The 23,243-nt window shown below is 63.9% G+C and carries 20 protein-coding genes and 1 pseudogene; 8 read left to right on the plus strand and 13 right to left on the minus strand.

Annotation, left to right across the window (positions count from 1 at the left end):
- Positions 1–57: 57 nt before the first annotated feature.
- Positions 58–1,068 (plus strand): glutathione S-transferase family protein, encoded by a 1,011-nt coding sequence (locus NO877_RS00530; RefSeq protein WP_256394341.1) that lies wholly within the window; start codon positions 58–60, stop codon positions 1,066–1,068.
- Between the two features lie 12 nt (positions 1,069–1,080).
- Here the strand turns inward: NO877_RS00530 and NO877_RS00535 are convergent, their stop codons facing one another.
- The 8 genes from NO877_RS00535 to NO877_RS00570 form a co-directional block, all read right to left on the minus strand.
- Positions 1,081–3,198, minus strand: a complete 2,118-nt coding sequence (locus tag NO877_RS00535) for a hypothetical protein (RefSeq protein ID WP_256394342.1) — start codon at positions 3,196–3,198, stop codon at positions 1,081–1,083.
- Positions 3,199–3,280: 82 nt separating this feature from the next.
- On the minus strand, positions 3,281–4,030 hold the full coding sequence (locus NO877_RS00540; RefSeq protein WP_256394343.1) for a 4-phosphopantoate--beta-alanine ligase: 750 nt from the start codon (positions 4,028–4,030) through the stop codon (positions 3,281–3,283).
- Positions 4,031–4,084: 54 nt separating this feature from the next.
- The gene (locus NO877_RS00545) at positions 4,085–4,933 is read right to left on the minus strand and encodes a pantoate kinase (protein WP_256394344.1); all 849 of its coding nucleotides are present in this window, start codon (positions 4,931–4,933) and stop codon (positions 4,085–4,087) included.
- A gap of 34 nt (positions 4,934–4,967) precedes the next feature.
- Complete coding sequence (locus tag NO877_RS00550) at positions 4,968–5,603, minus strand: hypothetical protein (protein ID WP_256394345.1); 636 nt, start codon at positions 5,601–5,603, stop codon at positions 4,968–4,970.
- A 111-nt stretch (positions 5,604–5,714) separates the two neighbouring features.
- Positions 5,715–6,113: an SHOCT domain-containing protein gene (locus NO877_RS00555; protein ID WP_256394346.1), complete on the minus strand. Its 399-nt coding sequence runs from the start codon at positions 6,111–6,113 to the stop codon at positions 5,715–5,717.
- A 236-nt stretch (positions 6,114–6,349) separates the two neighbouring features.
- Positions 6,350–7,654 (minus strand): aspartate--tRNA(Asn) ligase, encoded by a 1,305-nt coding sequence (aspS, locus tag NO877_RS00560; protein ID WP_256394347.1) that lies wholly within the window; start codon positions 7,652–7,654, stop codon positions 6,350–6,352.
- A gap of 65 nt (positions 7,655–7,719) precedes the next feature.
- Entirely contained in the window at positions 7,720–8,133 is a 414-nt protein-coding gene (locus NO877_RS00565; RefSeq protein ID WP_256394348.1) for a DUF2267 domain-containing protein, read from the minus strand.
- Entirely contained in the window at positions 8,130–8,558 is a 429-nt protein-coding gene (locus tag NO877_RS00570) for a CBS domain-containing protein (RefSeq protein WP_256394349.1), read from the minus strand. The genes NO877_RS00565 and NO877_RS00570 overlap by 4 nt, the downstream gene beginning before the upstream one ends.
- Positions 8,559–8,775: 217 nt before the next feature.
- On the opposite strand from NO877_RS00570, the gene NO877_RS00575 reads away from it, so the two are divergent.
- Positions 8,776–9,981 carry a DUF418 domain-containing protein gene (locus NO877_RS00575; RefSeq protein ID WP_256394350.1) on the plus strand — a complete coding sequence of 402 codons (1,206 nt, stop codon included), beginning with the start codon at positions 8,776–8,778 and terminating at the stop codon, positions 9,979–9,981.
- Between the two features lie 59 nt (positions 9,982–10,040).
- Here the strand turns inward: NO877_RS00575 and NO877_RS00580 are convergent, their stop codons facing one another.
- Positions 10,041–10,769, minus strand: coding sequence for a phosphoglycerol geranylgeranyltransferase (locus NO877_RS00580; protein WP_256394351.1), 729 nt, complete (start codon positions 10,767–10,769; stop codon positions 10,041–10,043).
- 233 nt (positions 10,770–11,002) lie between these two features.
- On the opposite strand from NO877_RS00580, the gene NO877_RS00585 reads away from it, so the two are divergent.
- Together NO877_RS00585 and NO877_RS00590 are read left to right on the plus strand one after the other, a co-directional pair.
- Positions 11,003–13,489, plus strand: coding sequence for a bacterio-opsin activator domain-containing protein (locus tag NO877_RS00585; RefSeq protein ID WP_256394352.1), 2,487 nt, complete (start codon positions 11,003–11,005; stop codon positions 13,487–13,489).
- A gap of 419 nt (positions 13,490–13,908) precedes the next feature.
- Positions 13,909–14,282, plus strand: a pseudogene (locus NO877_RS00590) (DUF2237 family protein).
- 50 nt (positions 14,283–14,332) lie between these two features.
- On the opposite strand, the gene NO877_RS00595 reads toward NO877_RS00590, so the two are convergent.
- The gene (locus tag NO877_RS00595; RefSeq protein ID WP_256394353.1) at positions 14,333–16,870 is read right to left on the minus strand and encodes a DNA topoisomerase I; all 2,538 of its coding nucleotides are present in this window, start codon (positions 16,868–16,870) and stop codon (positions 14,333–14,335) included.
- 121 nt (positions 16,871–16,991) lie between these two features.
- On the opposite strand from NO877_RS00595, the gene NO877_RS00600 reads away from it, so the two are divergent.
- The 3 genes from NO877_RS00600 to NO877_RS00610 all read left to right on the plus strand — a co-directional run bounded on the left by NO877_RS00600 (position 16,992) and on the right by NO877_RS00610 (position 19,504).
- A complete protein-coding gene (locus NO877_RS00600; RefSeq protein WP_256394354.1) occupies positions 16,992–17,261 on the plus strand; it encodes a hypothetical protein in 270 nt (89 codons plus the stop codon).
- A 97-nt stretch (positions 17,262–17,358) separates the two neighbouring features.
- The gene (locus NO877_RS00605) at positions 17,359–18,015 is read left to right on the plus strand and encodes an NAD-dependent epimerase/dehydratase family protein (protein ID WP_256394355.1); all 657 of its coding nucleotides are present in this window, start codon (positions 17,359–17,361) and stop codon (positions 18,013–18,015) included.
- Between the two features lie 58 nt (positions 18,016–18,073).
- Positions 18,074–19,504: an MATE family efflux transporter gene (locus NO877_RS00610; RefSeq protein WP_321169418.1), complete on the plus strand. Its 1,431-nt coding sequence runs from the start codon at positions 18,074–18,076 to the stop codon at positions 19,502–19,504.
- Positions 19,505–19,519: 15 nt separating this feature from the next.
- Here NO877_RS00610 and NO877_RS00615 read toward each other — a convergent pair whose 3' ends face one another.
- From NO877_RS00615 to NO877_RS00625, 3 genes are all read right to left on the minus strand, one after another.
- Positions 19,520–20,164: a helix-turn-helix domain-containing protein gene (locus NO877_RS00615; RefSeq protein WP_256394356.1), complete on the minus strand. Its 645-nt coding sequence runs from the start codon at positions 20,162–20,164 to the stop codon at positions 19,520–19,522.
- A gap of 603 nt (positions 20,165–20,767) precedes the next feature.
- Positions 20,768–22,258: an Asp-tRNA(Asn)/Glu-tRNA(Gln) amidotransferase subunit GatB gene (gatB, locus tag NO877_RS00620; protein ID WP_256394357.1), complete on the minus strand. Its 1,491-nt coding sequence runs from the start codon at positions 22,256–22,258 to the stop codon at positions 20,768–20,770.
- A 60-nt stretch (positions 22,259–22,318) separates the two neighbouring features.
- A complete protein-coding gene (locus NO877_RS00625) occupies positions 22,319–22,723 on the minus strand; it encodes an SHOCT domain-containing protein (RefSeq protein WP_379826713.1) in 405 nt (134 codons plus the stop codon).
- 142 nt (positions 22,724–22,865) lie between these two features.
- Between NO877_RS00625 and NO877_RS00630 the strand changes: the two genes are divergently transcribed.
- On the plus strand, positions 22,866–23,204 hold the full coding sequence (locus tag NO877_RS00630; RefSeq protein WP_256394358.1) for a DUF7518 family protein: 339 nt from the start codon (positions 22,866–22,868) through the stop codon (positions 23,202–23,204).
- Positions 23,205–23,243: the final 39 nt, after the last annotated feature.

Consider the following 23,243-nt stretch of genomic DNA (forward strand, 5'->3'; position numbering starts at 1 on the left):
AAATCTGAGAACCTGAGAGCCACCCTTTTGCCGTTCGGTCCCTGTGATACGGTACTTATGAATATGCTTGTCGACGGCGAGTGGCGAACCGACACGTTCCAGGCGACCAACGAGGAGGGCGCTTTCGAGCGGCAGACGACGCCGTTCCGCAACTGGATCGCAGGCAGTGATGTACCGGAGCACGTCGACGCCGAGCCGGACGACCGATTCGCGGCCGAAGCCGGTCGTTACCACCTCTACGTTTCGTATGCTTGTCCGTGGGCCCACCGTACCCTGCTCGTCCGGGCACTGATGGGGCTCGAAGACACCATCGACGTCTCGGTCGTCGACCCGTGGCGCGGCGAGGACGGCTGGCAGTTCTCGCCGGAAAAAGAGGGTTGTACTGAGGACAAACTCCACGGCAGCGACTACCTCCGGGAACTGTACGTCGAGGCCGATCCCGACGCGACCTGCCGGGTGACTGTTCCTGTTCTCTGGGACACGAAAGAAGAAACGATCGTCAACAACGAGTCACGCGAGATCATCCGAATGCTCTCGACGGGGTTCGGCGACGTGGCCGAGCGGGACGTCGACCTCGCGCCCGAATCGATCCGCGGGGAGGTCGACGAGATCATCACCGACATCTACGAGCCGATCAACAACGGGGTCTATCGGGCCGGATTCGCAACCAAGCAGAAGCCCTACGACGAGGCCGTCACGGAGCTGTTCGACGCGCTGGACCACTGGGACGAGGTCTTGGCCGACCAGCGGTTCCTCGCGGGCGACCAGTTGACCGAGGCCGACATCTGTATGTTCACGACCCTCATTCGGTTCGATCACGTTTACCACACCCACTTCATGTGTAACGTCCAGTACATCCACCAGTACGAGAACCTCTGGCCATACCTCCGTGACGTCTACCAGCAGCCCGGTGTGGCCGAGACGGTCGACATCAGCCATATCAAAGAACACTACTACACGACCCATCCCGACGTGACGCCTCACGGGATCATCGCCAAGGGGCCGGACCTCGACTTTGCGGAACCCCACGACCGCGACCGACTCGCGGCCACCGCGAACCCGCAGTAGTCCCGTTTTAAATTATAACTTTTCGGCTGCTTGGGCCTGCTCGGATCGTCGGCGGGATTGATCGAGTCGCCGTTTGGCTGCCCGTTCGAGGTCGTCCGGCAGGTCGTCGCTGGCCTCGGCGAGCCGCGTTGTTGCTCGTTCGAGTCGGTCTTCGACGTTCGCTAAACTTCGGTCGGCCTGTCCGCGATCACCCGCGGCGGCCCGCTCGGCGGCCCGGCGGGCGGCCTCGGCGATCGCTTCCAGTGCCTGTGAGAGCCCCCGAACCGCGTTTGCCGATCCGCCACCGCTGCCGTTTCCGTTGGTGTCGTCATCGCCGTCATCATCGTCGTCGCTATCGCCCTCCTCGTCGACGGCCGCCACGGCCGCACTTGTCTCGGCGGCCAGGTCGGCGAGATACTCGGCAAGCGAGCCTTTCCCCGTCTTGGGATTCTCGATGCGAACCCCTTCGTTGTCGGTCGGGTTGACGCGTTCGGCACCGATCTCGTCGTCGCTGTCCCGCACTTCCGTGGTGTAGGCCCCGCCGCGGTGGAGATACACCGCGTCCTCTCCCGGGAGGGGCGCGTCGTACAGTCGCCCGGCGAAGTCGTCCTCAACGGCGAGGTTCGTGATCTCGCTGTCCGACTCCGTCGCGTCGAACTCGAGTTTGATCGCGTTCTCGCGGGCGACCAGCGGAATCTCTCCCTCGACGCCTGCGGTCGTCGGGTCGGCGTCGTCCCCGACCGCCAGCGTCTCGCTGTGGGGTTCGACCCCGGCGGCGTTGATCGTTAGCCGGTGATCGCCCTCGGGGACGCCCTGCATGACTGCGAGCCCGCCGAACGTCGGGACTGCATGGGGATCGCTTTCCAGGAGCGCGAGCGCTTCGGTCGCCAGCGTCCCGGTGGTCAGCCCCTCTCCGTCGGGTGCGTCGTCGTTCGTGACCGCCTCCGATATATTCGCGATCACGCTGTTGACCGAGGCTGGTTCGCCGATGGCGTCGTACCGCTCGGCCAGCGTCGCGCGGTGGTTCGAATCGGTGATATCGGCCGCAGGCTCCTCGTAGCGGGGCTGGTCCCACGGGACGCCAGCGGTCGTGATGTGGCCCGCAATGGCGTCTTCGGCGAACTCGGGCACCGAGAACTCGAAGCTCAACTGCGGGCCGGTGAACGCCGTGATGTGTTCGACCTCGCTGGTCGAGACGAGCTCGTAGGCGACATCGATCTCAGTATCATCGTCCGACTCCTGACCGCTGTGGCCGAAGACGAGTCCGGTCGACCGTGCCGGGAGGTCACCCGGCGGCGACGTGAGATCGCTGAACGACCGCACGGTGAGGTCGTCGGTAATGAGATCCTCGCGGTCGACCGAGGGGAGTCGGTCGTGGTCATAGATCGGCGCGCCGTCGAGTTCGGGGACGACGTAGGGAAGCCGCGAGCCCTCGTCCCGCGGAAGCCCGTAGGCGATGGGGATGTTCGCCACGTCTTCGAGCGTCTCGATGGCGCTGTTGGTGATGTCTGCGAGAATACCCGCTGCGGAGAGCCGCTGGAACTGGTCGGCGATCTCGTTGATCGACAGCGCACTCGAATGCGAGCCGAGCTCCGAGAGGATTCGCGGCTGCTGGTCTGGGTCCAGGAACTCGTTGTTGGGGACGCGCCCCGAGTGGGAGCTGGCGACGTACAGCTGTGGCTCCTCGGAGTCGGTGTCGACGAAGACGTGGAGCACCTCCCAGTCGTGCCAGTGGAAGTTGGTCGTAAACTGGTCGAACGCCGAGTAGTACCAAAACTGGACGACCGCCAGCGGCGATTCGTCGTACGCGACGGCGTGGTAGAACACCGTCGGCTCCGGCGGCTCCTCGGTCTCGCGGGCCGCGGCGGTGTAGCCATCGAAGGCGTCGAACCCGTCGACCACGACCTCGCCGTCCTGCTGGCTTTCGTAGGGGCGGGGGTCGGTCGGAAACCACTGTTCGGCCTCGTCGAAGTAGAGCGTCGGGGCGAACTCCGCGGCGAGGTCGCGGGCCTGCTCGTCGCTGAGTTCGGTCGTCCTGGAATCCGCGCCGGACTCGAAGGCCGTACAGCCCGCGATCGAGGCGGCCCCCACCGACCCGACTGCTGCGAGGACGGTTCGACGGTCGAGTGGCAGGCTGTCGGCGTCCGTCACGACCGATCACACCAGTGGGTCAGCGACTGCGGGAACATGGACGGCCTTTCTCGGGTCGGTTGATAGGTCTTCTGGAGCGGATTTAGGCCAGTTCCCCCTCGCGGATCGCCGCCTCAGCCGCGGCGAGTGCGGCCTCGGGATCGAACGCGGCGACGATCTCCGCCAACTGATCGTGGTCGGCCGTCCGCAGCTCTCGGGCGTGATCGGTTATGTTCGGAATCGCTCGGATGATGTTGTCGACGATCGGGATCGCTGCCACCTGTGCGGACCGCGAGAGCGGATTGAGATCGATCACGATCTCGGTTTTCCCCATCTCTCCGAGGGCTTCGGCGCGGTCGCCGTCTTCGAGCGGCACCAGCACTACGTCGGCCGCCCCGATTCCGTCGGCGTCGACCTTCGCCCGCTCGTGGCTCAGGTTCGGAATCCGACCGTCGGCGGTCAGCCCCTTCACGTTCTCAGCGCCGTGGTCCCGCAGATGGGCCGCGATGGCCTCCATCCGTTCGGCGGTTCGATTAAAAAGGTTGATCTCGATATCCGCATCTACCGCCTCGGCGAGGTCGACGATTTCCGGGGCCACTAGCGCGGCGACGTTGCCGTTGACCGAGAGCACAGGATGGTCAGCCAGCAACAACTGGGCCGCTGCGGCGCGTTCGGCCGCGTCGGCGCTCTCGATTGTCCGTTCGCCTAATAAGTAGTCGAAGGCTTCGCCGCGCCCCTCGGCGATGAGGCCCTGTTTACTGGTGATTCCCCTATTAACTCCCTCCTCGATCCGGTGTCTGGTCAGCAACGACTGGTAGCGGGGGTGATCCTCCGGGATCTCGATCTCGCTCATTGGCTGTCCATTCGACTCCGGCGTCAAAACGTTCGCTTTTCGGCGGCAGGTCGCTCAGGCGTCGCGGTCGACCAACCGCCCGCCAGCGGCGTCGACTCGGCAGACGGTGGGCTCGTAGCCCGCATCCGACAGCCCGGTGCCGGTCGCGAAGACGGTCCGGCCGAGCATCGCCATCGCCGCCTGCCCCCCAGCGGCTTCGACCGCCTCTATTGCCTCGCTCACGTCGTCGGTCAGGAGTCCGGCAGCGTCGGCGAACTCCCGTGAGGTGTTTATAAACCGGTCGACGGTCGGCTCGGCCAGCAGTTCGTCGAGGGCCTCCGCCCCGGCCGCCGAGAGCCGGTCGGTATCGCCAGACAGCACGGTCTCGGTCGACAGTTCACCGAACGTGACGTACTCGATTCGGGGCCGCGCCGGGAGGCCATCGAGCGTTCCGTGCCGGGGGCCGCCGGGCTCCAGTCGGATCGGCAGCCCGCCACGAGCCTGGGCGACCACGTCGCCGAGACCGGTTCCGGCTTCGACCTCCGCACAGTGGGCTACCTCGACGAGTTCGTTTTCGGTCCTCCCGCAGTCGAAGGCCGCGTTGGCCGCCAGCGCGGTGCCCAGCGCGACGGCTCCGGAGACGCCGAACCCCGACCCGATGGGGAGCGGCGTTTCGGCCTCGACGCTTGCCTCCGTTCCGAGTCGGTCGAGAACTGTGCCAACGGGCGCGATGTCGACCGTCTCACCGTTGAGCCGGGTACCCGAACCGGGGGTGACGGTGACGGTGACACCGTCCGAGAGGGCGACGCCAGCGCCGCGGCTTCCGGCGGCTCCTGGATCGGGGGCCGGATGGGCACTGAAAAAGCCGGTGACGTGGCCGGGGACGAACGCCGTCGCCGCCGGTCGACCGGCTGGCTGATGCATACGCCCACTGGACCGAGCGAGCGATTAACCCTTATTATTCGTCGATTCGCGGATCGTCCGTCCGGTCAGTGCCGGTTTTGACCGCCACGTCGTCGGCCTCGGGATCGATCCCGAGGTGTTCGGCCCCCTCCGGTGTGAGTCGCAGCCGGGCGTTGGGATGCTGGTCGGCACCCGCGTCCAGGAGGTCTTCGTCGCGCAGGCGATCGACCTCGTCCATCGCTCGCTTATAATTGTAGTCGCCGAAGATGACGGCCGTATCCAACAGTAGTTTTTCGGGGACGCCGTCGCCGTGGCCGCCGTGGGTATACCCCTCCGAGCCCTCCTCGACGGCGGTGGTCATCGTCGCCACGTACCGCGTGAGGTCGGTCTCGCCGGTGAGATCGTCGTGCCATCGGGGTGGAAACGCACTCACCCCGCCATCGAGCCGGTAGACTTCGGTTTCGGTCTCCCAGTCGGCGGCGTCGACGAGCCGTCTGTCGAGGCCTTCGCGGAGTGCCGACTCGTTGAACCGGCTGTTGCCCAGCGCATCGAGATACCTATCGAGCCGGGTGTCGGGGATGCCCGGCCCGGTATCGAACCGCTCGATCAGCCGCAGCAGGTCGTGGATCGTGAGCGTCTCGCCACGCGAGGCCGCCTCCTCCAGGACCGCGTCCGAAAGGTCGGTACTCATTACCTACTGTAGGTGGGTCGACAGTAAAAGTCGGCTGGCCGTCATCGTATTTATGGAGTAACCAACGACTACGCAACACGAACTGACCGCTGTTGTACCGCCACCCGGGTACTACTCTTCGAGCGTCTCGCGGGCTGCGTAGGCCCCAGCATCGTCGACCGATTCTGTTTCGAGCAGCGCGTCGAGCCGCCGTTCGAACTCCGCCTCGTCGATCTTGCCGCGGGCATACCGGTTCCGAAGCGTTTCGAGCGCATCCTCCTCGGCCGTGGTGGTCGACTCGGAGGTGGGGTGGTCGGTCTGTCGGTGCTCGTACCACTTCGTCACCCCCATTGTTACCGGCAACAGCCCGCCAAAGCCGACTGGAAAGACGACCCAGAACCACGGCACACCGAGGGCCAACAGTCCGAAAGCGACGGTCAAAACCAGTCCCGTCGTTACCCCAGCGACGATGCTCTGGAGCGGGGTGTCACCGTCGTCCAGGAGTGGCGATTCGCGTCGACTCCCGCTCATAGCTGACGCTACACTATCTGGTCGCAAAAAAGTAAACGTCAGCCGTTGGGTCGCCTATGGCGACAGGCGCTGCCGGTCCCACGAGAACGCACTCGCGTTGCTCACGGCTCCTTTTCGCGGGCCACCGGCCCGCTCAAATGGTCCGCGGAACTCCGTTCCGCGCTGTCGCCGTTCGCTTTCGAGGCGCGAAGCGCCTCGCACCGCTCGTGGTTCTTGTTGGCTCTCAACGTCTTCGCCTATGGGCTCAGACGTTGACGATCACGTGGGAACAGCACAGCTTCCCGAATGTTGTCCAGTCCGAGGACGGTCATCACGAGTCGCTCGCCGCCGAGGCCGAAGCCTGCGTGCGGTGGTATCCCGTATTTGAACATCTTCGTGTAGTACTCGAAGGCCTCGGGGTCGAGTCCCTGCTGTTCGAAGCCCTCGATCAGGTGGTCATAGCGATGTTCGCGCTGGCCACCCGAGACGAGTTCCATCCGGGGATGCATCAGGTCGAACCCGGTCGAGAGCTGCTCGTCATTGTCCTGATCCATGATGTAGAACGGCTTGATCTCGCTGGGCCAGTCGGTGATGAAGTAGTGTTCGCCGACGTCCTCGCCGAGGGCGATCTCGCCTTCGGTCGGCAGGTCGTCGCCCCACAGCAGCTGCTCGTCGAGTTCGCCGGTGGCGTTGATGCGCTCGATGGCCTCCTCGTAGCTGAGTCGCGGGAAATCGCCGGTCGGCGCTTCGAACTCCTCAGCGAGGCCGAGGGCTTCGAGTTCGTCTTGGCAGTTCTCCTCGACTGCTTGGTAGGCCGCCGTGACGACCGCCTCGGCGACGTCCATCGCCTCGTGGTGGTCGCAGAACGCGCCCTCGAAGTCGATCGAGGTCGCCTCGTTGAGGTGTCGCGGGGTGTTGTGTTCCTCGGCTCGGAAGATCGGGCCGATCTCGAAGACGCGTTCGAGGTTCGAACCGGCCATCAGCTGTTTGAACAGCTGCGGGCTCTGGTTCATGAAGGCCTCCTCGCCGAAGTAGGTGATCGGGAACAGCTCGGTCCCTCCTTCCGTCCCGGTGGCGACAATCTTCGGCGTGTTGATCTCCGTGGCGTGGTGGTCGCGGAACGTCTCCCGGGCCGCACGCTGGATCTCCGCGCGGATCGCAAAGATCGCCTGCACTTCGTCCTTGCGGAGGTCGAGGGTGCGGTTGTCGAGTCGCGTCGACAGTTCGGCGTCGACCTTGCCGGAGGGATCGAGCGGAAGCTCAGTATCGGCTTCGGCGACGACCTCTACGGAGTCAGGGGTGAGTTCGACGCCCGTGGGGGCGCGCGGTTCTTCGTCGACATCGCCGGTGACGGTGAGCACGCTCTCGCGGGCCGCCCCGAGGCCGGTCTCGACCAGCTCGTCGTCCATCTCGTCTTTTTCGAATTTGATCTGGAGCTTGCCGGTCGTGTCCCGAAGGATAAGAAAGGCGATGCCACCGAGGTCGCGGATCTCGTGGACCCAGCCAGCGACCGTGGCGGTCTCGCCGGGTTCGGCATCCGCAGTGTAGGTTCGGTCCTGCATACCTCCCAGTTTCAGCCCGAAGCCTTAAACTCGGCCGGTTTCGCCCGACGGGGGTGGCTCCGTTTTTATTGCCCGCCAGCCTGCGGATGTGGCTCGTCGACGAACTGGAAGATCGGGTCGAACTCCTTCGGCAACTGGTTCCGGACCTTCTCAATGTTGCCCGGCGGGACGACCTCGCCCACGAGCCCGATGATCGTCTGGGTGTAGTAGTTGGCCGCCGACCGTTCGAGGCCCGCCCGCTGGCCGACCCGATCGAGAAACTCGTCGAACGTGAATTTCTCACCACCGGCCCGCTCGGCTCCGTCGATTAGATACCGGTCGACCTCCATCGGCAGCGGCGAGGCGAGGTCGGTGGCCTCGCCGGGGTCGATGCGCTCGCCGAGCGTGGTGAGGACGGCTCGCGTCACCCGCACCGCCGGACCGAGTTCGTCGAGTTCGAGCCGGTGTTGGGCCTGGCCCACGAACGTCTTGTAGTTCATTCGTCGTAGGGCGCGCGCTGGGCTTCGATGACCGAGGAGAGTCCCTGCTGTTCGTCAGCAAGGAGCGTGGTCAGGTCGTCCGATGTGAGGATGCCGACGAGCTCGCCGGAGTCGTCAGTCACTGGGAGCCGCCGAATCCCGTTGTCGCTCATTCGGTCTACGGCCTCGTAGAAGCCTGCCGTTCGATCGATCGTTTCGAGGTCCTCTGTCATCACGTTCTCGGCGGTTTTGTCGGACATCTCGCTTTCCTCGGCGACACATCGCAAGGCGAGGTCCCGGTCGGTGACGATCCCGACCGGCATTTCGTCGTCGACGATCACCACGCTGCCGACGGTCTCGTCGGCCATCGTCTGGCCGAGCTCCGAAACGGGTGTCTCTTCGGTTGCCGTTACGACATCGCTGCGTGCGAGATCATCTACTGGCATTCTCTGTCACCACCTCGCGGTTCGCTCCCCCGTGGCTTGTAGTTTTATACGAAAAATAGATGGGTAAGAATAATCATCCTACTGCATCGTATCAATACCCGACCAGTCGATGGCTCGCAGTGTCGGTGCTACTGTCGTCCCGACTCAGTGGTGCTGTCTCCGCTCGGGAGCGCGGTGATACACGACCTTTTTGCTCGTGGAATCGGACAGTCAGCCAATGGATGCTGGACCGAGTCCGACAGCCCCGTCGGATCGTCTCGTGAGCCTCGATGTGCTCCGCGGATTCGCGCTGCTCGGGATTCTGATTATCAATATGTGGGTGTTTGCGATGCCGTTTGCGGTGTTGCAGAACCCGACTGCCTACGGTGATTTCTCCGGGCTGAACTATCTCGCGTGGCTGGGGGGCCACGTTTTCGCCCAGGAGAAGTTCATCACGTTATTCACGTTGCTGTTCGGGGCTGGGATCGTTCTGTTCACTCGGAGCAAACCGGATACCAAAGTACTCTCCCTCCATTACCGCCGGACAGCGATTCTGCTCGGTATCGGTCTCGCCCACGCCTACCTCTTTTGGTACGGCGATATTCTGGTCCAGTATGCGCTCTGTGCGCTGTTTGTCGTCTCGGTACGCGACTGGGAGCCCGGGACGTTGGCCCGCTACGGTTTGCTGTTCGTGGCGGTGCCGACAGTGATGTCGGTCCTCCAGGGGCTCTCGCTCCCCCCGGACGCGGCCATCTCCGGGTGGGCCCCCTCGGAGGCGGCCATTGCCTCGGAGATCGAAACCTACCGGAGCGGCTGGCTCGCCCAACTTGACCACCGCGCCTCGACGGCCCTGTTGCTCCAAACGAGCGGCTTCGTCGCCGGAACGTTCTGGCGGGTTACCGGCCTCATGCTGTGGGGGATGGCTCTTTTTAAATCAGGCGTGCTCTCGAACCGCCGGTCGACGCGGTTCTACTGGCGGCTGTTGATCGGCGGCGGCATCGGCGGGCTCGCGTTGATCCTCACGGGTGTCTGGTACAACACGACGGTCGTCGACTGGGCGGCTCCACAAGCAGTGTACTTCGGCCCACAGTTCAACTACTGGGGGAGCGCGCTGCTGGCCGGAGCCTACATCGCGGCCGTGATGCTCTACTGTCGGTGGCGGACCGAGGGTCCGGTAATCACCGCGCTGTCGGCGGTCGGCCGCACCGCACTCAGCAACTACCTGCTGCAGACCGTGCTGGCGACCTCAATTTTCTACGGCCACGGCCTGGGTCTCTTTGGCATGTTGAGCCGGGTCGAACTGCTCGGCGTCGTCGTCGGCATCTGGACCGTTCAGATCGTGTTGTCGGTGCTCTGGGTGCGGTACTTCAAGTTCGGTCCCGTCGAATGGCTGTGGCGAACGGCGACCTATGGGCGTCGACAGCCGCTGAAAAAGAGCGGCTGAGTCGGCAGACGGTCAGTTGAAAATGAGATATAAAAACGGTCGAGACGTCAGAAGCGTCGTTATTTCGTCGGTGCGGAGGCCGTGTGGGCGTCTTTGACGCCGTCGACCGTCTCGCTCACTGCCTCGCAGCCCTTCTCGTGGAGCAGATCGCCGACGACCACCACGTCGGCGTACTGGCCCATCTCGTAGGCGTCGTCGTAGTCGTGGACGCCGCCGCCGTAGAACAGCGTCGCCTCGTCGAGCGATTCGCTGGCCGCACTCACGATCTCGGGGTCGCCGAAGGTACCGGAGTATTCGAGATAGATGATCTCCTGGCCGAACATCTTCTCGGCCACCCGCGCGTAGGAGGCCACGTCGTCGGCCGACTGGTCGCAGTCGGCGTCGGTGTACTCCGCGACGGAGGCCTCGGGGTTCAGGACGATGTAGGCCTCGGTCGTGGTGCGGTCCCAGTCGAGGCCGTTTTCGATCCGGACCCACTCCTTGTGCGCGCCGACGATCCAGAACGGATCGCTGGAGTTGAAGACGGTCGGAATCAGGTAGCCCTCCAGGGCGGGCGAGTCGATGACCACCGAGGGGTTCGAGGGCTCCTGGAACAGCGGCACGTCGTACTCGGCGCACGCATCGACGACCCGCTGCATCTTGTCTTCAGTCATCCCCAGCGTCCCGCCGATCTCGATGGCGTCGGTACCGGTCTCACAGACGTCCTCGAAGGTTTCGCCCTCGACGAGCGGCTTGTCGGGGTCGATCTTGAGGATGTGGTCCCAGTCTGTCCACGGACGTGTACTCATCTTGGCTTGAGTTGTTTCGTGTGATAATAAAAAGGGTGCGGTGGTGGCTTCTGTTGACTCGACGGTATGTTCGGGGCGATTCCGGTCGCTGTCGGCTGTACTGTCTCTTGTCTGCCCGCTTCCGAGTCCCTGTCGGTGGTGTCACGTCTCTGTATCCGTTGTTGTCGGTTCGCACATCACCCCCTCTTGGACACAAGGCCTAACCGCTTGCTGCCCCTATCTCGGTAGAACAAATGGAACAGAGACAGGTCCTCTATGTCGGCCACGACGCCGATGCGGCGGCACCCCTCGCGGACGCTCTCGACGCCGTTGGCCTGCCGACGTCGATCCATCACGCCGACACCGCCGCCGAGGCGGTGGCCCGCTGTGGCCGCGAGCCGGTCGGCTGTGTGGTCGCCGACACTGCGACGATCGGCGAGCCACAGTCGTTCCTCGAAGCTCTCCGCTCCCGCGTTCCCGAACTCCCGGTAGTCTGGCTCTCCGATCAGTCCGCCGAGATGGTCGCCGACACGCTCGGCGACGGGCCGACCGACTACGTTTATAACCACGCATCCGCCGGTGTTGCCACCCTGCTGGCCCATCGCATCCGGTCGCTGCTCGACGGCGGGGCCGCCCGAACCGGACAGTACGACCGCACGCTCGAACAGTGTGAGGCGATCGTCAAATCGGTCCAGGACGGCGTCTGTATCCTGGATTCGAACATGGATTTCGTCTTCGTCAATCAGGCGTTTACCGAACTGGTCGGCTACAGCGAGGCCGAACTGCTGGGGGCCAACGCCGCCCTCGTTACCGATGGGGACGATATGGAGACCGCACGCCAGCGGCGGGCAAAACTCTTCGAGGGCGACGCTGATCCAGCCATCCTTTCGGGGGAACTCACCACGGAATCGGGCGACCGGGTACCGGTCGAAACGTGGATGACGCCGATCGAACTCGACGGCGGCGAAAACGGCACTGTCGGCGTCGTCCGGGATCTGAGCTACCGCAAGCGGACCGAGGCGATGTTCACCGCGCTCTACGAAGCCGCCCACGACCTGCTTTCGGCCCACTCTCAACAGGAAATTGCCGACATCGGCGTCGAGGCTGCGGCCTCCACTCTCGGCTTCGAGGACGCGATCGTCTTCAGCTACGATGCGGAGACCAACGTCTTTCGACCGCTGGCACACACCCCGGGGGCCGAGGACAACTTCTCCGGGATGCCGTCGATCGACGCCAGCAGTACCAGCCTCTCCGGCCAGGCCTTTTTCGAGTCAGAGCCCATCGCCACAGCGGATATGAGCCAACTCTCGGCGGTGTACGACCCCAAGACGCCCTACCGGCGTGCGATCTTCACGCCGATCGGTGAACACGGGGTGTTGCTCGTCGCCGACACCGAGGTCGGGACCACCGCCGACCAGACGCTGACCGTCGCCGAACTGCTCGGCGCGTCGCTCGCGGCGGCCTTCGGCCGACTCGCTTCGGAGCGTCGTTTCGAGGCCCATAAGGAGGCACTGGCCGACCGAACTGCCGAGCTGGAGGCGATGACCCACACGAACGAACTCGTCGGCGAGCTCGTCGACGAACTGCTTGCGGCATCGAGCCGCGAGGAGATCGAAGAGGCCGTCTGTTCGGTGCTGGCGGGGTTCGCACGCTTCGTCTGGATCGGTGCCGCCGAGAGCCGCTCGGACACCATCGTCCCGCGGGCCTCCGCAGGCCACGACGAGGGGTATCTCGACTGGCTCGCCGACCACACCGCCCACGATCACTCGGAGTCCGCAGAGCCAGCCGCCCGTGCGCTGGAAACGAACGCTCTGGTCTCGGTCGACCGAATCTCGGAGGATTGGCAGACCGCACAGTGGCGGAAGGAGGCGTTATCCCGCGGCTACCAGTCGGTCTTCAGCGTGCCACTCACGTATGATGACATTACCTTCGGCGTCCTCACGATCTATGCTGGCACACGTGGCGGCTTCGACGAGTACACACGGGCGGTCCTCGCCGAGTTCGGCCGCCTCATCGCCTACGTCATCGAGTGTACCGAAACCAAACGTGGACTGCTCGCCGACCGTCGAACCGAGGTCGAACTCGACATCACGGACGGCGACGATCTGCTTTACGACCTCGCCGCGGCACTCGGGACGACGCTCTGCTTCGAGGGCGTGGTTCCACAGCGCGGTGATCACTCGTTGCTATACTTTTCGACTGACGCCTCGCCTGATGGGATCGAAGCTGCGGCCGCCGATACTCCCGCGGTCGAATCAGTTCGGGTCGTCACGACACAGCCCGATGCGACGCTGTTCGAAGCGACGGTTTCGGGACCCCTGCTCGCCGAGACGCTCGTCGACTGTGGGGCGATCCCGACACGAATCGAAACCGACGGCAACCGACAGCAGGTCGTGGTCACGATCCCACAGACCACCGACGTACGGACCGTGATCGACCGCCTCCAGGTCGAGTATCCCTCGACTACTGTCGTCTCCCGGCGTGACCGCGACCGAGAGATACTGACTCAGTCGACGTTCCGGATGCAGCTCCTCGACCGCCTCACCCCGCGTCAACAGGAGGCCCTTCGGGCGGCCTACTTCGCTCGCTACTTCGAGTCCCCGCGCGGTTCGACGGGAACCGAAGTCGGCGAGTCGCTCGGGATCTCTCAGCCAACGTTCAATTACCATCTCCGCGCCGCGCTTCGAACGCTGTTAACGACGCTCTTCGAGGACCGGACAGCAACGACCCTAGATAGCTAGACTCGGCTGCCGACCGACACGTTACAGATAGCAGTGACTGTTTTAGTTATACAGTCCGTTCGGTTCGATGTGGCAGCAGACAGCCATTGGCTGTCGCCGCGACGGTGATCCGATCACTGTCGGGCACCACGCCGGGATCGACTACTCGGTTCCCGTTCGGGGGAACGGGCCCGCTGTGGCCGTCATTGGGGGATGGCAGCCATCGATCCGCGTTCCGGCTGAAACTGCCATACGGTTCGACCCTTCGACAGCCGAGTAGCTCCATCGCTGGGGGGCATGGAGCCGCTGTCGGCGGTCGCCGGTTGCAGCTACACGGCACCCGCCGTGGGGGCGGTCCCCGGGCAGTCGTCCGCCACCACTGTCGTCTTTTTCCCACCGCTCGACCCAATAGCTATCCGACCGTCCTGCGAGGTCGACGTATGTCTTCGAACGAGCGAAACGTCCTCGGATCACCGCTCGAACCCTGTAGTACGGCTCCCGAAACCGGATTCCTGCGGGATGGGAACTGCCGCCACCTCGACCGCGATCCCGGCCGACACGAGGTCTGTGCGGTGATGACACAGCCGTTCCTCGAATACAGCCGCCAGCAGGGCAACGACCTCGTGACGCCACGGCCGGAGTTCGACTTCCCCGGACTCCATCCCGGCGACCGCTGGTGTGTGTCTGTCTGCCGCGGTGGATCGAAGCCCGCGAGGCCGACTGCGCCCCGCCGGTCGTCCTGGAGGCGACCTCGGAGGGTGTCCTGGATGAACTCTCGATCGACGAACTACGAGCACACGAGTACGACCCGTAAGAAGCGATTACAACCGAGTAGACGCTGCCTACTCGCCCACTCGCAGTCGATCAGTCGGCGTCGGCCTGCCAGTTGCGGACCGTGTCGGCACCCACGCCGTCTACTTCCTCGGCCAGCGCGTCGGGGTCGGCGTCTTTGAGCGCCGCAACGTCGGCGACGCCCGCGGTTTTGAGTTTGTCGGCGGTCTTCTCGCCGATGCCGGAGACGGTTTCGAGCTCCGAGCCGTTTCGGTCGGCCTGATACTCTCGGTAGTTACAGATCGGACAGCCGAGCTCCCACGGCTCGTCGTCATCGTTGTCGATGACGAGTTCGGGCAGGTCGTGTTCGTCACACCGGGCGTCGGTGACCTCGATCTCGCCGCGCCGCGGCAGCGGCAGCGAGTACTCACAGTCCGGATACCGGGTACAGCCGACCAGCCGCGAGCCGTTGCGGAGCCGCTTGATCGCCAGTTCGCCACCCTCCTCGGATCCACAATCGGGACACTCACCGATAACGAGATCCTCCTCCTCGTCGGCCTCGTCGGCCTTGCACTGCGGACAGCCGTGGGTGAACGTTTTGCGCCCGGCGAGCATCTTGACCTCCCGGAGCTCGTGGTCCTCGCAGGTCTCATCCAGGATAAGCGGTTTGCCAGTAGAGGGCAGCGGCAGGGTGTAGGTGCAGTCGGGGTAGCCGTCACAACCCACGAAGTACGACCCGTGGCGGCTCTTGCGGACCAGCAGGTCGTCGCCGCTCTCCGGACAGGGGCCGAGGGTCTTGTCGGCCTTGAGGGATTTTTGGATGTGGTCGCCCACGTCCTCCCGTGAGTCGGTAAGCTCGTCGAAGACCCGCTGGAGCATCTCCTTGGACTCTGCGGTCACCTCGCTGTAGGCCGTTTCGCCGGCCGCGATCGCCTGCATATCCGCCTCCAGCTGGGCGGTCATATCCTCGCTGACGATCTGGTCGGCGTACTCCTCGGCGGCCTCGACCACGGCGCGGGCGAGCATCGTCGGCCGCGGCGGGTCGCTCTCGATGTAGCCCCGGTCGTACAGTTTCTCGATGGTGTGGTGACGGGTCGACTTCGTCCCGATCCCCATCTTCTCCATCGTCTCGATCAGCCGCGATTGGCCGTAGCGCCGCGGCGGCTGGGTCTGTTTGTCCTCGATCCGCGTCTCGGTGATTGCCAAGGATTCGCCCTCCTCGACGTCCGGGACGTGGGTTTCCTGCTGGTTGAAGTAGGGGTAGACGTCGTGGTACCCCGCCTCTACCAGTCGCTTGCCGTTGGCCTTGAGTCGGAGTTCGTCGATGTCGGTCTCGGCGGCGTTGGTCGCGGCAGCGACCCGGGCGACGACTTTGAGGTGTTCCCACGTCGCGTCGTCGGCAACTGTCGCAAAGAACCGCCGGACGACGAGTTCGTAGATCTCCCACTCGTCCTCCGAGAGGTCGCTACGAGTCGGTCGTTCACCTGTCGGGTGGATCGGCGGGTGGTCGGTGGTTTCCTCGTCGCCAGCGGTCGGCTCGATCGCCTCCTCGACGTCCAACAACTGCTCGGCATCGTCGCCGAACGTCCGGTCATCCAGGAAGGCTTCGAGCAGCTCTTCGGGGTCGAGATCCTCCGGATACACCGTGTTGTCGGTCCGGGGGTAGGTGATGTAGCCCGCAGTGTAGAGGTCCTCGGCCATGCTCATCGCCCGCTGGGCCGAGTAGTTCAGCGAGCTTGCCGCCCGGATGAACTGGGTGGTGTTGAACGGCGCGGGTGGGCTGTCGGTTCGGGTCCGACGGTTGACCGAATCGACTGTCGCGGCGTCGGTCCCGGAGAGTACCTCGTAGACGGCCTCCGCGCGGTCGCCGTCCCAGACGCGCTCGGCCTCGTTACCGTCCTCGTCGCGGTAGAAGTACTGGGCCTCGAAGCCGCCCTCGTCGGCTTTTTCGAGGTCGGCGAACAGTTCCCAGTAGTCCTCGGGATCGAAGGCGTCGATCTCGCGTTCGCGGTCGACGATCAGCTTCAGGGTGGGTCCCTGCACCCGGCCCACAGAGATAAAATCGTCACCGAGCTGGCGGGCCGACAGCGAGAGGAATCGGGTCAGTGCGGCCCCCCAGATGAGGTCGATCACCTGTCGGGCTTCGCCCGCTGCGGCGAGGTCGAAGTCGAGTTCGTCGGGATTGTCGAAGGCCTCCTGGACCTCACGGTCAGTGATCGAGGAGAAGCGCACCCGATCGATGTCGACGTCCTCGTTGACCTCCCGGACCAGCTCGTAGGCCTCCTTACCGATCAGCTCGCCCTCGCGGTCGTAGTCGGTGGCGATCGTGACGTTCGAGGCGTGGCGGGCGAGCGTCCGGATCGCCGAGACGATGTTCTGTTGGGTGGGCTGTTTCTCGATCGGGGCGTCGATGAGTTCGACCGGCTCGACGTCCCGCCAGTCGTTGTACTCGCTGGGGAAGTCGACGCCGACGACGTGGCCCGAGAGGCCGATACAGCGCTTGCCGCCCCACTTGTAGACGTTGACGCCGTGTTCACGTTCGGCGTCGGCGGTCCCGCCGCTGAGGATCTCGGCGATCCGCCGGGCGGCGTTGTCCTTTTCCGTAATGATCAGTGCAGGCCCACGACTCATTGGGCGGAGGTATGCCGCTTTGTGGCCTAAACCTTTCGTGCCGCCCGCTGGCTTTCCCGCTCGGGGTTCCGACCGGTTGCCGACCCGCGGATTTTTCTTTTCCCCGGACGAATCTCTTCGTATGCTCAAACTACTTATCGGTCTGGTCGGACTCGTCGAAGCGCTGTACCCGGATCGGTTTATAAGCACGCTGACGGATTTCAGCTACGAGTATGACGGCGAGGCCCCAACGGCGAAGCCCTGGGTTGTCACCGCCGCCCGAATCGAGGGGCTTATCCTCCTCGGTGTGGCGATCCGTGCGGCGATCAAAACCGACCGTGCGACGGCCGATGAACCCTCGACCGCCGACGCGACGCCTGCCGAGTCTTCTGACACCGTCGACCGAATCTGAGCGTCCCGTCGCTGTCCGGTGGTAGGTGGTCACTACCGTGGTACTGGCTCGGTAGTCGACCACAACTCCCACGTACCCGCCGCCCCTACCTACAGCTATGGCACGGCTTCTCGTCGTCGGCGGCAGCGGATTTATCGGCCGGGCGATCTGTCGGCGGGCAATCGAGGCGGGCCACGAGGTCCGGAGCGTCTCCCGCGGCGGTCGTCCCGAAGACGTTTCCGACCGCTGGGTCGACCGCGTCGAGTGGACCAGCGCGGACCTGTTTTCGCCGCACACGTGGCGCGACCGCCTCCGTGGCGTCGATGCCGTCGTCCATTCGGTCGGTATCGCCCACGAAACGCCACGGGAGGGCGCGACCTTCGAGCGGCTCAACGGCGATTCGGCGATTATCACCGCCTTGGAGGCCGAACGCGCGGGTGTCGATACCTACGTCTTCCTCTCATCGGCGGCCAACTATCCCACCGCCCGCCGGGCGTACCTCCAGTCGAAACGCCGGGCCGAACGCGCCGTCGAGAACCTCAACATGGAGACGGTGGTGCTGCGGCCCGGTGCCGTCTATGGCCCCGACCAGCCGCATTTCCCCGAGCCGCTCAACTGGCTCTGTCGGCTGGTCGACGGGATCGACCCGCTGGCCGAGCGGCTCGGCGAGGCCCGCCCGCTGTCCGTCGACCGGGTCGCCGATGCCGCGCTCGATGCGGCGGTCGACCCCGAGACGCGTCTGTTGACCGTCGAGGACATCGCCCATCCCCACTGAGGAGGATCACAACTAGTTATATGACGACTATGCCGCCGCTGCAACCGAGGTACCCATCGTGAGCAAGTCGTCGCCGGTCGATATGACCACTGGGGCGATCACGCCGCGGCTGTTCTCGCTGGCGTGGCCGCTCGTGTTGGGAAACCTGCTTCAGACGTTTTACAATCTCGCGGATATGTTCTGGGTCGGCCGGGTGAGCGACGAGGCCGTCGCCGCGGTCTCGCTGATGTTTCCGTTGTCCTGGATGTTCGTCTCGACGGCGATGGGGATTACGGCGGCGACGATCGCGCTGGTCTCCCAGCATATCGGCGCGGGCAATAAGCGGGAAGCCGACCGCGTCGTCGGCCAGTCGGCGCTGTTGACGACGGCGGTCGCGGTCGTGCTGGCGGCCGTCGGGCTTGCCGTTCGCCAGCCACTGCTATCGACGATCGGCGCGGAGGGTCAAGTGTATACCGAGGCGCTGGCCTACATCGAGATCATCTTTCTCACCCTGCCGTTGACCTTCCTGTTTTTCGCGTTTCGGGCCGCCTTACAGGGCGCGGGCGACACCAAGACCGCGATGTGGCTCATGCTGCTTTCTGCCGGGTTGAACGTCGTTATCGACCCGATCTTCATCCTCGGTTGGGGGCCGGTTCCGGCCCTCGGCACGCAGGGGGCGGCGGTAGCGACGTTCATCGCTCGCGGCGCGGCGGCCGCCGCGGGGATTTATCTCCTCCTCACCGGCGGGTTCGGCGTTCGGCTCCGGCTGGCCGATCTCCGGCCCGACTGGGAGCTCCAGCGGCGGCTCGTCGACATCGGCACGCCCGCGACGATCGATGGCTGGGCCCGGAGCTTTTCGTCGGTCGTGATGGCGGCCTTCGTCGCCCAGTTCAGCGTGGCCGCCATCGCAGCCTACGGCATTGGCGTTCGGCTGATGTCGGTCTCCTGGACCGTCGCGGGAGCGGTGGGCCAGGCGACCGCCACCGGCGTCGGCCAGAACCTCGGGGCCGACACGCCCGACCGTGCCGCGGAGGTCATCTGGAAGGCGGCCGCGGCGACGATGGCCCTGCTGTTCGCCGCCGCGGGGCTGGTGGTCGCGTTCCCCGCGGCCGCGATCGGTGTGTTCATCGACGAACCGGGGGTGATCGAGGAGGGGATCGGCTTCCTCCGGATCGTCGCGCCCTCGTGGGCCTTCTTCGGCGGCGTGATGGTGATTCAGGGCGGTTTCAGGGGCGCGGGTGTGACGAAAGTCGCCATGGTCCTGTCCTTCCTCTCGCGGTGGATCTTCCGGGTTCCGTTCGCGCTCCTGTTTGCCTTCGGCTGGGCGTACACCGTGCCAGGGACGAGCCTCACGATTGCGGCCCTCGACTGGGGCGTCGACGGCCTGTGGTGGGCCTACGCAGTCGGGGCGTTTGGTTCCTTTGTCGTCGCTGTCGGCTGGTTCCGACTCGGTACGTGGAAAGGTGGCGTGGTCGACCGCGAAGAGTCGACGGCAGCTCCGACGGATTGACCGAGTGACGGCTGTTCAGGCGAATTTGTGTTCGAACAGCTGGGCACAGCCCCGGCGTACCAGGGAGCTGGCTGCCGACGGCGAGATTCCCAGTCGGTCGGCGACGTCGTCGAGGTGGGCCTCCCGAGGCACGCAGAAGTATCCCATCTCGAAGGCCGTCTTGAGCGTCTGCTCCTGTTTGTCGGTCAGGATACCACCGTCGACCGACTCGAAGTCGATCTCTTTGACCAACGATTTGAGCGAGAGTTCGACGTCGTCCGCGTCGGTCACATCCCGAAAGAAATCGGAGACGTTCGTGTGTTCCGGAAACCGGATTTCGAAAACCCACTCTGTGGGGTCGCCGATGGCTGAGAGTAGCGTCCCCTCGTTAGAGATTATTTCAGCGATCACCGGGCAGTCACCGTCACTCCACATGATCTTATACAGTCTCCCGTTGTCGAAGGATTCGAGCAGCACGACCGATTCGATTTCGGGAAGCCCTGAAACCGACCGTTCGAACTCCTCGAAGTCCGTGTGGTTCCACACGAATATAAACGGGAACTGTCCCTGTCTCATCGGTACGACACGCTCGATTTCTATCTCGGCCGTCGACTGGTTTTCGATGGATTTCCCGAGCGGAAAACTGTCTGCAGAAACCTCAAACGTAGCTATCACACTCATTGGCTACATGGCATAGGCGATGTGTAGACAAAAAACCCTAATGCGGATTCGAGAACTGGTTCACAAACCAGTACAATACGGTGGCCCTGACTACCCTCCACCTAACTCGTGGTTACCCTGATTGCCCGACAGCCCGGAGTTTACGCACAACTGAATGAAACACGTTTCGTGACGAAACGCGTTTCACACCGTGGAAATAGCTCCCCCGAGACAACGGCATGCGAATCCCCCAATTGAATGCGAGTTGCCCAGTTACTACTTCCACGATAGTACGTATGGGTGGATACAGCAATAGGATACGCCCGTTATACTTCACCCTTTAATCACGGCCGTCGACCACCCCCGAAACGTGTAAACGACGGTAACATTACCTTACTCGTCTACGCTGATCGAAGCGCCTGATTTCGATGATGAGCGGCGAGTCGCCCTCCCCAAAATCTCCAACAGATGAATAGTAACGAGCTATTTCAGCAAACGTCGACCAATATGGCTGTTTTAATGACTGTGTGTCTCAATAACCGAAGCCGAAATGGAGATGCCAGCTGATCTATCCCCAATAGAGTCCGGTTCCATAGCTTCGAAATATAACGGATCGACTGCGACTTATTCGGCCAACTGCGCCCGAAGCAGTTCGTTCACACTACCCGGATCGGCCGATCCTTGTGACTTCTGCATGACCTGGCCGACAAGGAAGTTCAGCGCGCCGTCCTCGCCGTTGTGGTAGTCCTCGACGGCGTCGGGGTTCTCCTCGATCGCTTCCGTTACGAAGCCCTCAATCGCGTCGTCGTCGGCCTTGCCGAGCCCCTCGCGGTCGATGATCGTCTCCGGATCTTGGCCCTCGTCGAGCATCTCCCGGAGCACGACCTCCTCGGCATTTTTGACCGTGAGCTCGTCGCCGTCGACCAGCTCAATCAGTCGCTCGAACTCGTCGAGTCGCCCCTCGACGTCGGTGATTTCCATATCCCGATAATTCAGCTCTCCCAGTAGGTTGTCGGCGACCCACGTCGCCGCGAGGTCGGCATCGAACCCCTCGGCGACCGACTCGAAGAAGTCCGCGACGGCCTTCGTGGAGGTGAGCTTCGAGGCCGCCTCCTCGCCGAGACCGTACTCGCTTTTAAATCGCTCGCGGCGGGCATCCGGTAGTTCGGGAATCGGAATCTCTTCTTTCCAGTGGGCGACTTCGAGCGGTGGCAGGTCGGCCTCCCGGAAGTACCGATAGTCGGCCTCCGACTCCTTCGAGCGCATCGAGACCGTGATGCCGCGTGACTCGTCCCAGTGGCGGGTCTCGGTTTCGACCGCCCGACCGCGGCGGACCGCGTTCTTCTGGCGGGTGACCTCGTAGGCGAGAGCCTTCTCGGCTCCCTTGTGACTGGAGATGTTTTTGACCTCCGTGCGGTTCGCATCCGCCAGCACATCGTCCGAGATCGAGCCGTCCTCGGCGACGTCCTCGGCGTCGACCAGCGAGATGTTGGCGTCGACCCGGAGGCTCCCGTCGCGGGTGGCATCGAACACGCCGAGGTACTCCAGGACGCCTTCGAGTTTGGCGAGGAACGCCCGCGTCTCCTGGGGAGAGCGGAAGTCCGGCTCGGTGACGATCTCCACGAGCGGCGTTCCGGCCCGGTTGTAGTTGATCAGCGTGGCCTCGGCGGTGTCTATCTGTCCGCCTTTGTGCTGGAGGCTGCCGGGGTCTTCTTCGAGATGGGCGCGGGTGATGCCGATCTCGCGGCGCTGGCCCTCGACCGAAATTTCGAGGCTTCCCTGCTGGCAGATCGGGGCGTCGTACTGGGTCAGCTGGAAGTTTTTGGGGAGGTCGGGGTAGTAGTAGTTCTTCCGGTGGAAGGTGGTGCGTTCGGGAATGTCGGCCTCAAGGGCCTTGCCGATCTTGACGGCGGCCTCGACGGCGCCCTCGTTGAGCACCGGCAGCGCGCCGGGGAGTCCCAGACAGACGGGACAGGTTCGGGTGTTCGGCTCCTCGTCGTCGGCGGCCGTGGTCGAACAGCCACAGAAGATCTTGGTCGACGTTTCGAGCTGGACGTGGACCTCCAGCCCGATGACGACCGCGTGTTCTCGGTTTTCGACGGCCTGCGCAGTCATTACCCGGGGTTTGCCGCCCGCTGGCTAAAGAGTAACGGAGCAGCGTGTCGAACGGATCGATCACTCCACGATCCGTTCGCTGGTCGCCGACCGTGCTGTCTCTTCGGAGTCAAGCAGTCGGTCTAAGCGGTGCTCGAACTCCTCGTCGCTAATCGTCCCCTCCGCATACCGTCGACGAAGCGTTTCTATCGCGGTTTCGCTGTGGTCGTCCGCTTGGGCTCCGTCGAGCGGGCTCGCCTCGGGGGCCATGTTTGCCTGTTGGACGATCCCCCATGTCAACTGCCCGGAGACGAAGAGTGCTATGAGACTCACACAAAGCAGCGGGAGCGCTACCCCGAGGTTTCCAGAAAGCCCGATAAATCCGAGTACCAGTGCCGGAACGCCGACCAGCGACAAGAGAACTGCAGCGATTGCCCGACCCCCCGGTGTTTTCGGCGCATACCGATGGATCAGTTCGTACAGCATTTCTGTCCGATTGTGACCCCGGTGGTCAAATAAAATACACGATGAATCAGATACCGATGGAACCAACAAAGCGCCGACTCTTCTCAGTTGTCCCACAGATGTCTGACACAGATTTATGAGTCCGTGGGAACGTTCAACATTCATGACTAATCGAGTCGACGATCTCGAAAGCGAGATCGCAGAGCTCCGTGCGGCGGTCAACGGTCTGACCGAAGAACTCGTCGAGACCAAAGCCCGGGTCCGCGAACTCGAAACCGAAGCCGAAGAGGCCGAAGACGACGGCTTCGCCGAGGCCGACCCGGTCGAATCGGCGACTTCCGAGACGACCAAAAGCGACGATCACGTCGAGGTCGTCGAACAGGAGCCCAGCGACGAGTTGGGGGCGTCGTCACTCGAAGGGGATAACACCCCCGAGACGGAAGAGTCGACAGATGAGTCGACCGACGACGGGACCGAGCAGAGCGATATCATCGTCGCCTAAACGGGCGGCGTTCCGCGGCTTCGGTCGACACCCAACCCA

The sequence above is a fragment of the Halohasta litorea genome (genome assembly GCF_024494645.1).
In the GTDB taxonomy this organism is placed as follows: Archaea; Halobacteriota; Halobacteria; order Halobacteriales; family Haloferacaceae; genus Halohasta; species Halohasta litorea.

Excerpts from the sequence above, each read along its gene's own strand:
- NO877_RS00530 (WP_256394341.1), top strand. The coding sequence starts at position 58 with ATGAATATGCTTGTCGACGGCGAGTGGCGAACCGACACGTTCCAGGCG.
- NO877_RS00540 (WP_256394343.1), bottom strand. The coding sequence starts at position 4,030 with ATGAGCGAGATCGAGATCCCGGAGGATCACCCCCGCTACCAGTCGTTG.
- NO877_RS00545 (WP_256394344.1), bottom strand. The coding sequence starts at position 4,933 with ATGCATCAGCCAGCCGGTCGACCGGCGGCGACGGCGTTCGTCCCCGGC.
- NO877_RS00550 (WP_256394345.1), bottom strand. The coding sequence starts at position 5,603 with ATGAGTACCGACCTTTCGGACGCGGTCCTGGAGGAGGCGGCCTCGCGT.
- NO877_RS00555 (WP_256394346.1), bottom strand. The coding sequence starts at position 6,113 with ATGAGCGGGAGTCGACGCGAATCGCCACTCCTGGACGACGGTGACACC.
- aspS (WP_256394347.1), bottom strand. The coding sequence starts at position 7,654 with ATGCAGGACCGAACCTACACTGCGGATGCCGAACCCGGCGAGACCGCC.
- NO877_RS00565 (WP_256394348.1), bottom strand. The coding sequence starts at position 8,133 with ATGAACTACAAGACGTTCGTGGGCCAGGCCCAACACCGGCTCGAACTC.
- NO877_RS00570 (WP_256394349.1), bottom strand. The coding sequence starts at position 8,558 with ATGCCAGTAGATGATCTCGCACGCAGCGATGTCGTAACGGCAACCGAA.
- NO877_RS00575 (WP_256394350.1), top strand. The coding sequence starts at position 8,776 with ATGGATGCTGGACCGAGTCCGACAGCCCCGTCGGATCGTCTCGTGAGC.
- NO877_RS00580 (WP_256394351.1), bottom strand. The coding sequence starts at position 10,769 with ATGAGTACACGTCCGTGGACAGACTGGGACCACATCCTCAAGATCGAC.
- NO877_RS00585 (WP_256394352.1), top strand. The coding sequence starts at position 11,003 with ATGGAACAGAGACAGGTCCTCTATGTCGGCCACGACGCCGATGCGGCG.
- NO877_RS00595 (WP_256394353.1), bottom strand. The coding sequence starts at position 16,870 with ATGAGTCGTGGGCCTGCACTGATCATTACGGAAAAGGACAACGCCGCC.
- NO877_RS00600 (WP_256394354.1), top strand. The coding sequence starts at position 16,992 with ATGCTCAAACTACTTATCGGTCTGGTCGGACTCGTCGAAGCGCTGTAC.
- NO877_RS00605 (WP_256394355.1), top strand. The coding sequence starts at position 17,359 with ATGGCACGGCTTCTCGTCGTCGGCGGCAGCGGATTTATCGGCCGGGCG.
- NO877_RS00615 (WP_256394356.1), bottom strand. The coding sequence starts at position 20,164 with ATGAGTGTGATAGCTACGTTTGAGGTTTCTGCAGACAGTTTTCCGCTC.
- gatB (WP_256394357.1), bottom strand. The coding sequence starts at position 22,258 with ATGACTGCGCAGGCCGTCGAAAACCGAGAACACGCGGTCGTCATCGGG.
- NO877_RS00625 (WP_379826713.1), bottom strand. The coding sequence starts at position 22,723 with ATGCTGTACGAACTGATCCATCGGTATGCGCCGAAAACACCGGGGGGT.
- NO877_RS00630 (WP_256394358.1), top strand. The coding sequence starts at position 22,866 with ATGACTAATCGAGTCGACGATCTCGAAAGCGAGATCGCAGAGCTCCGT.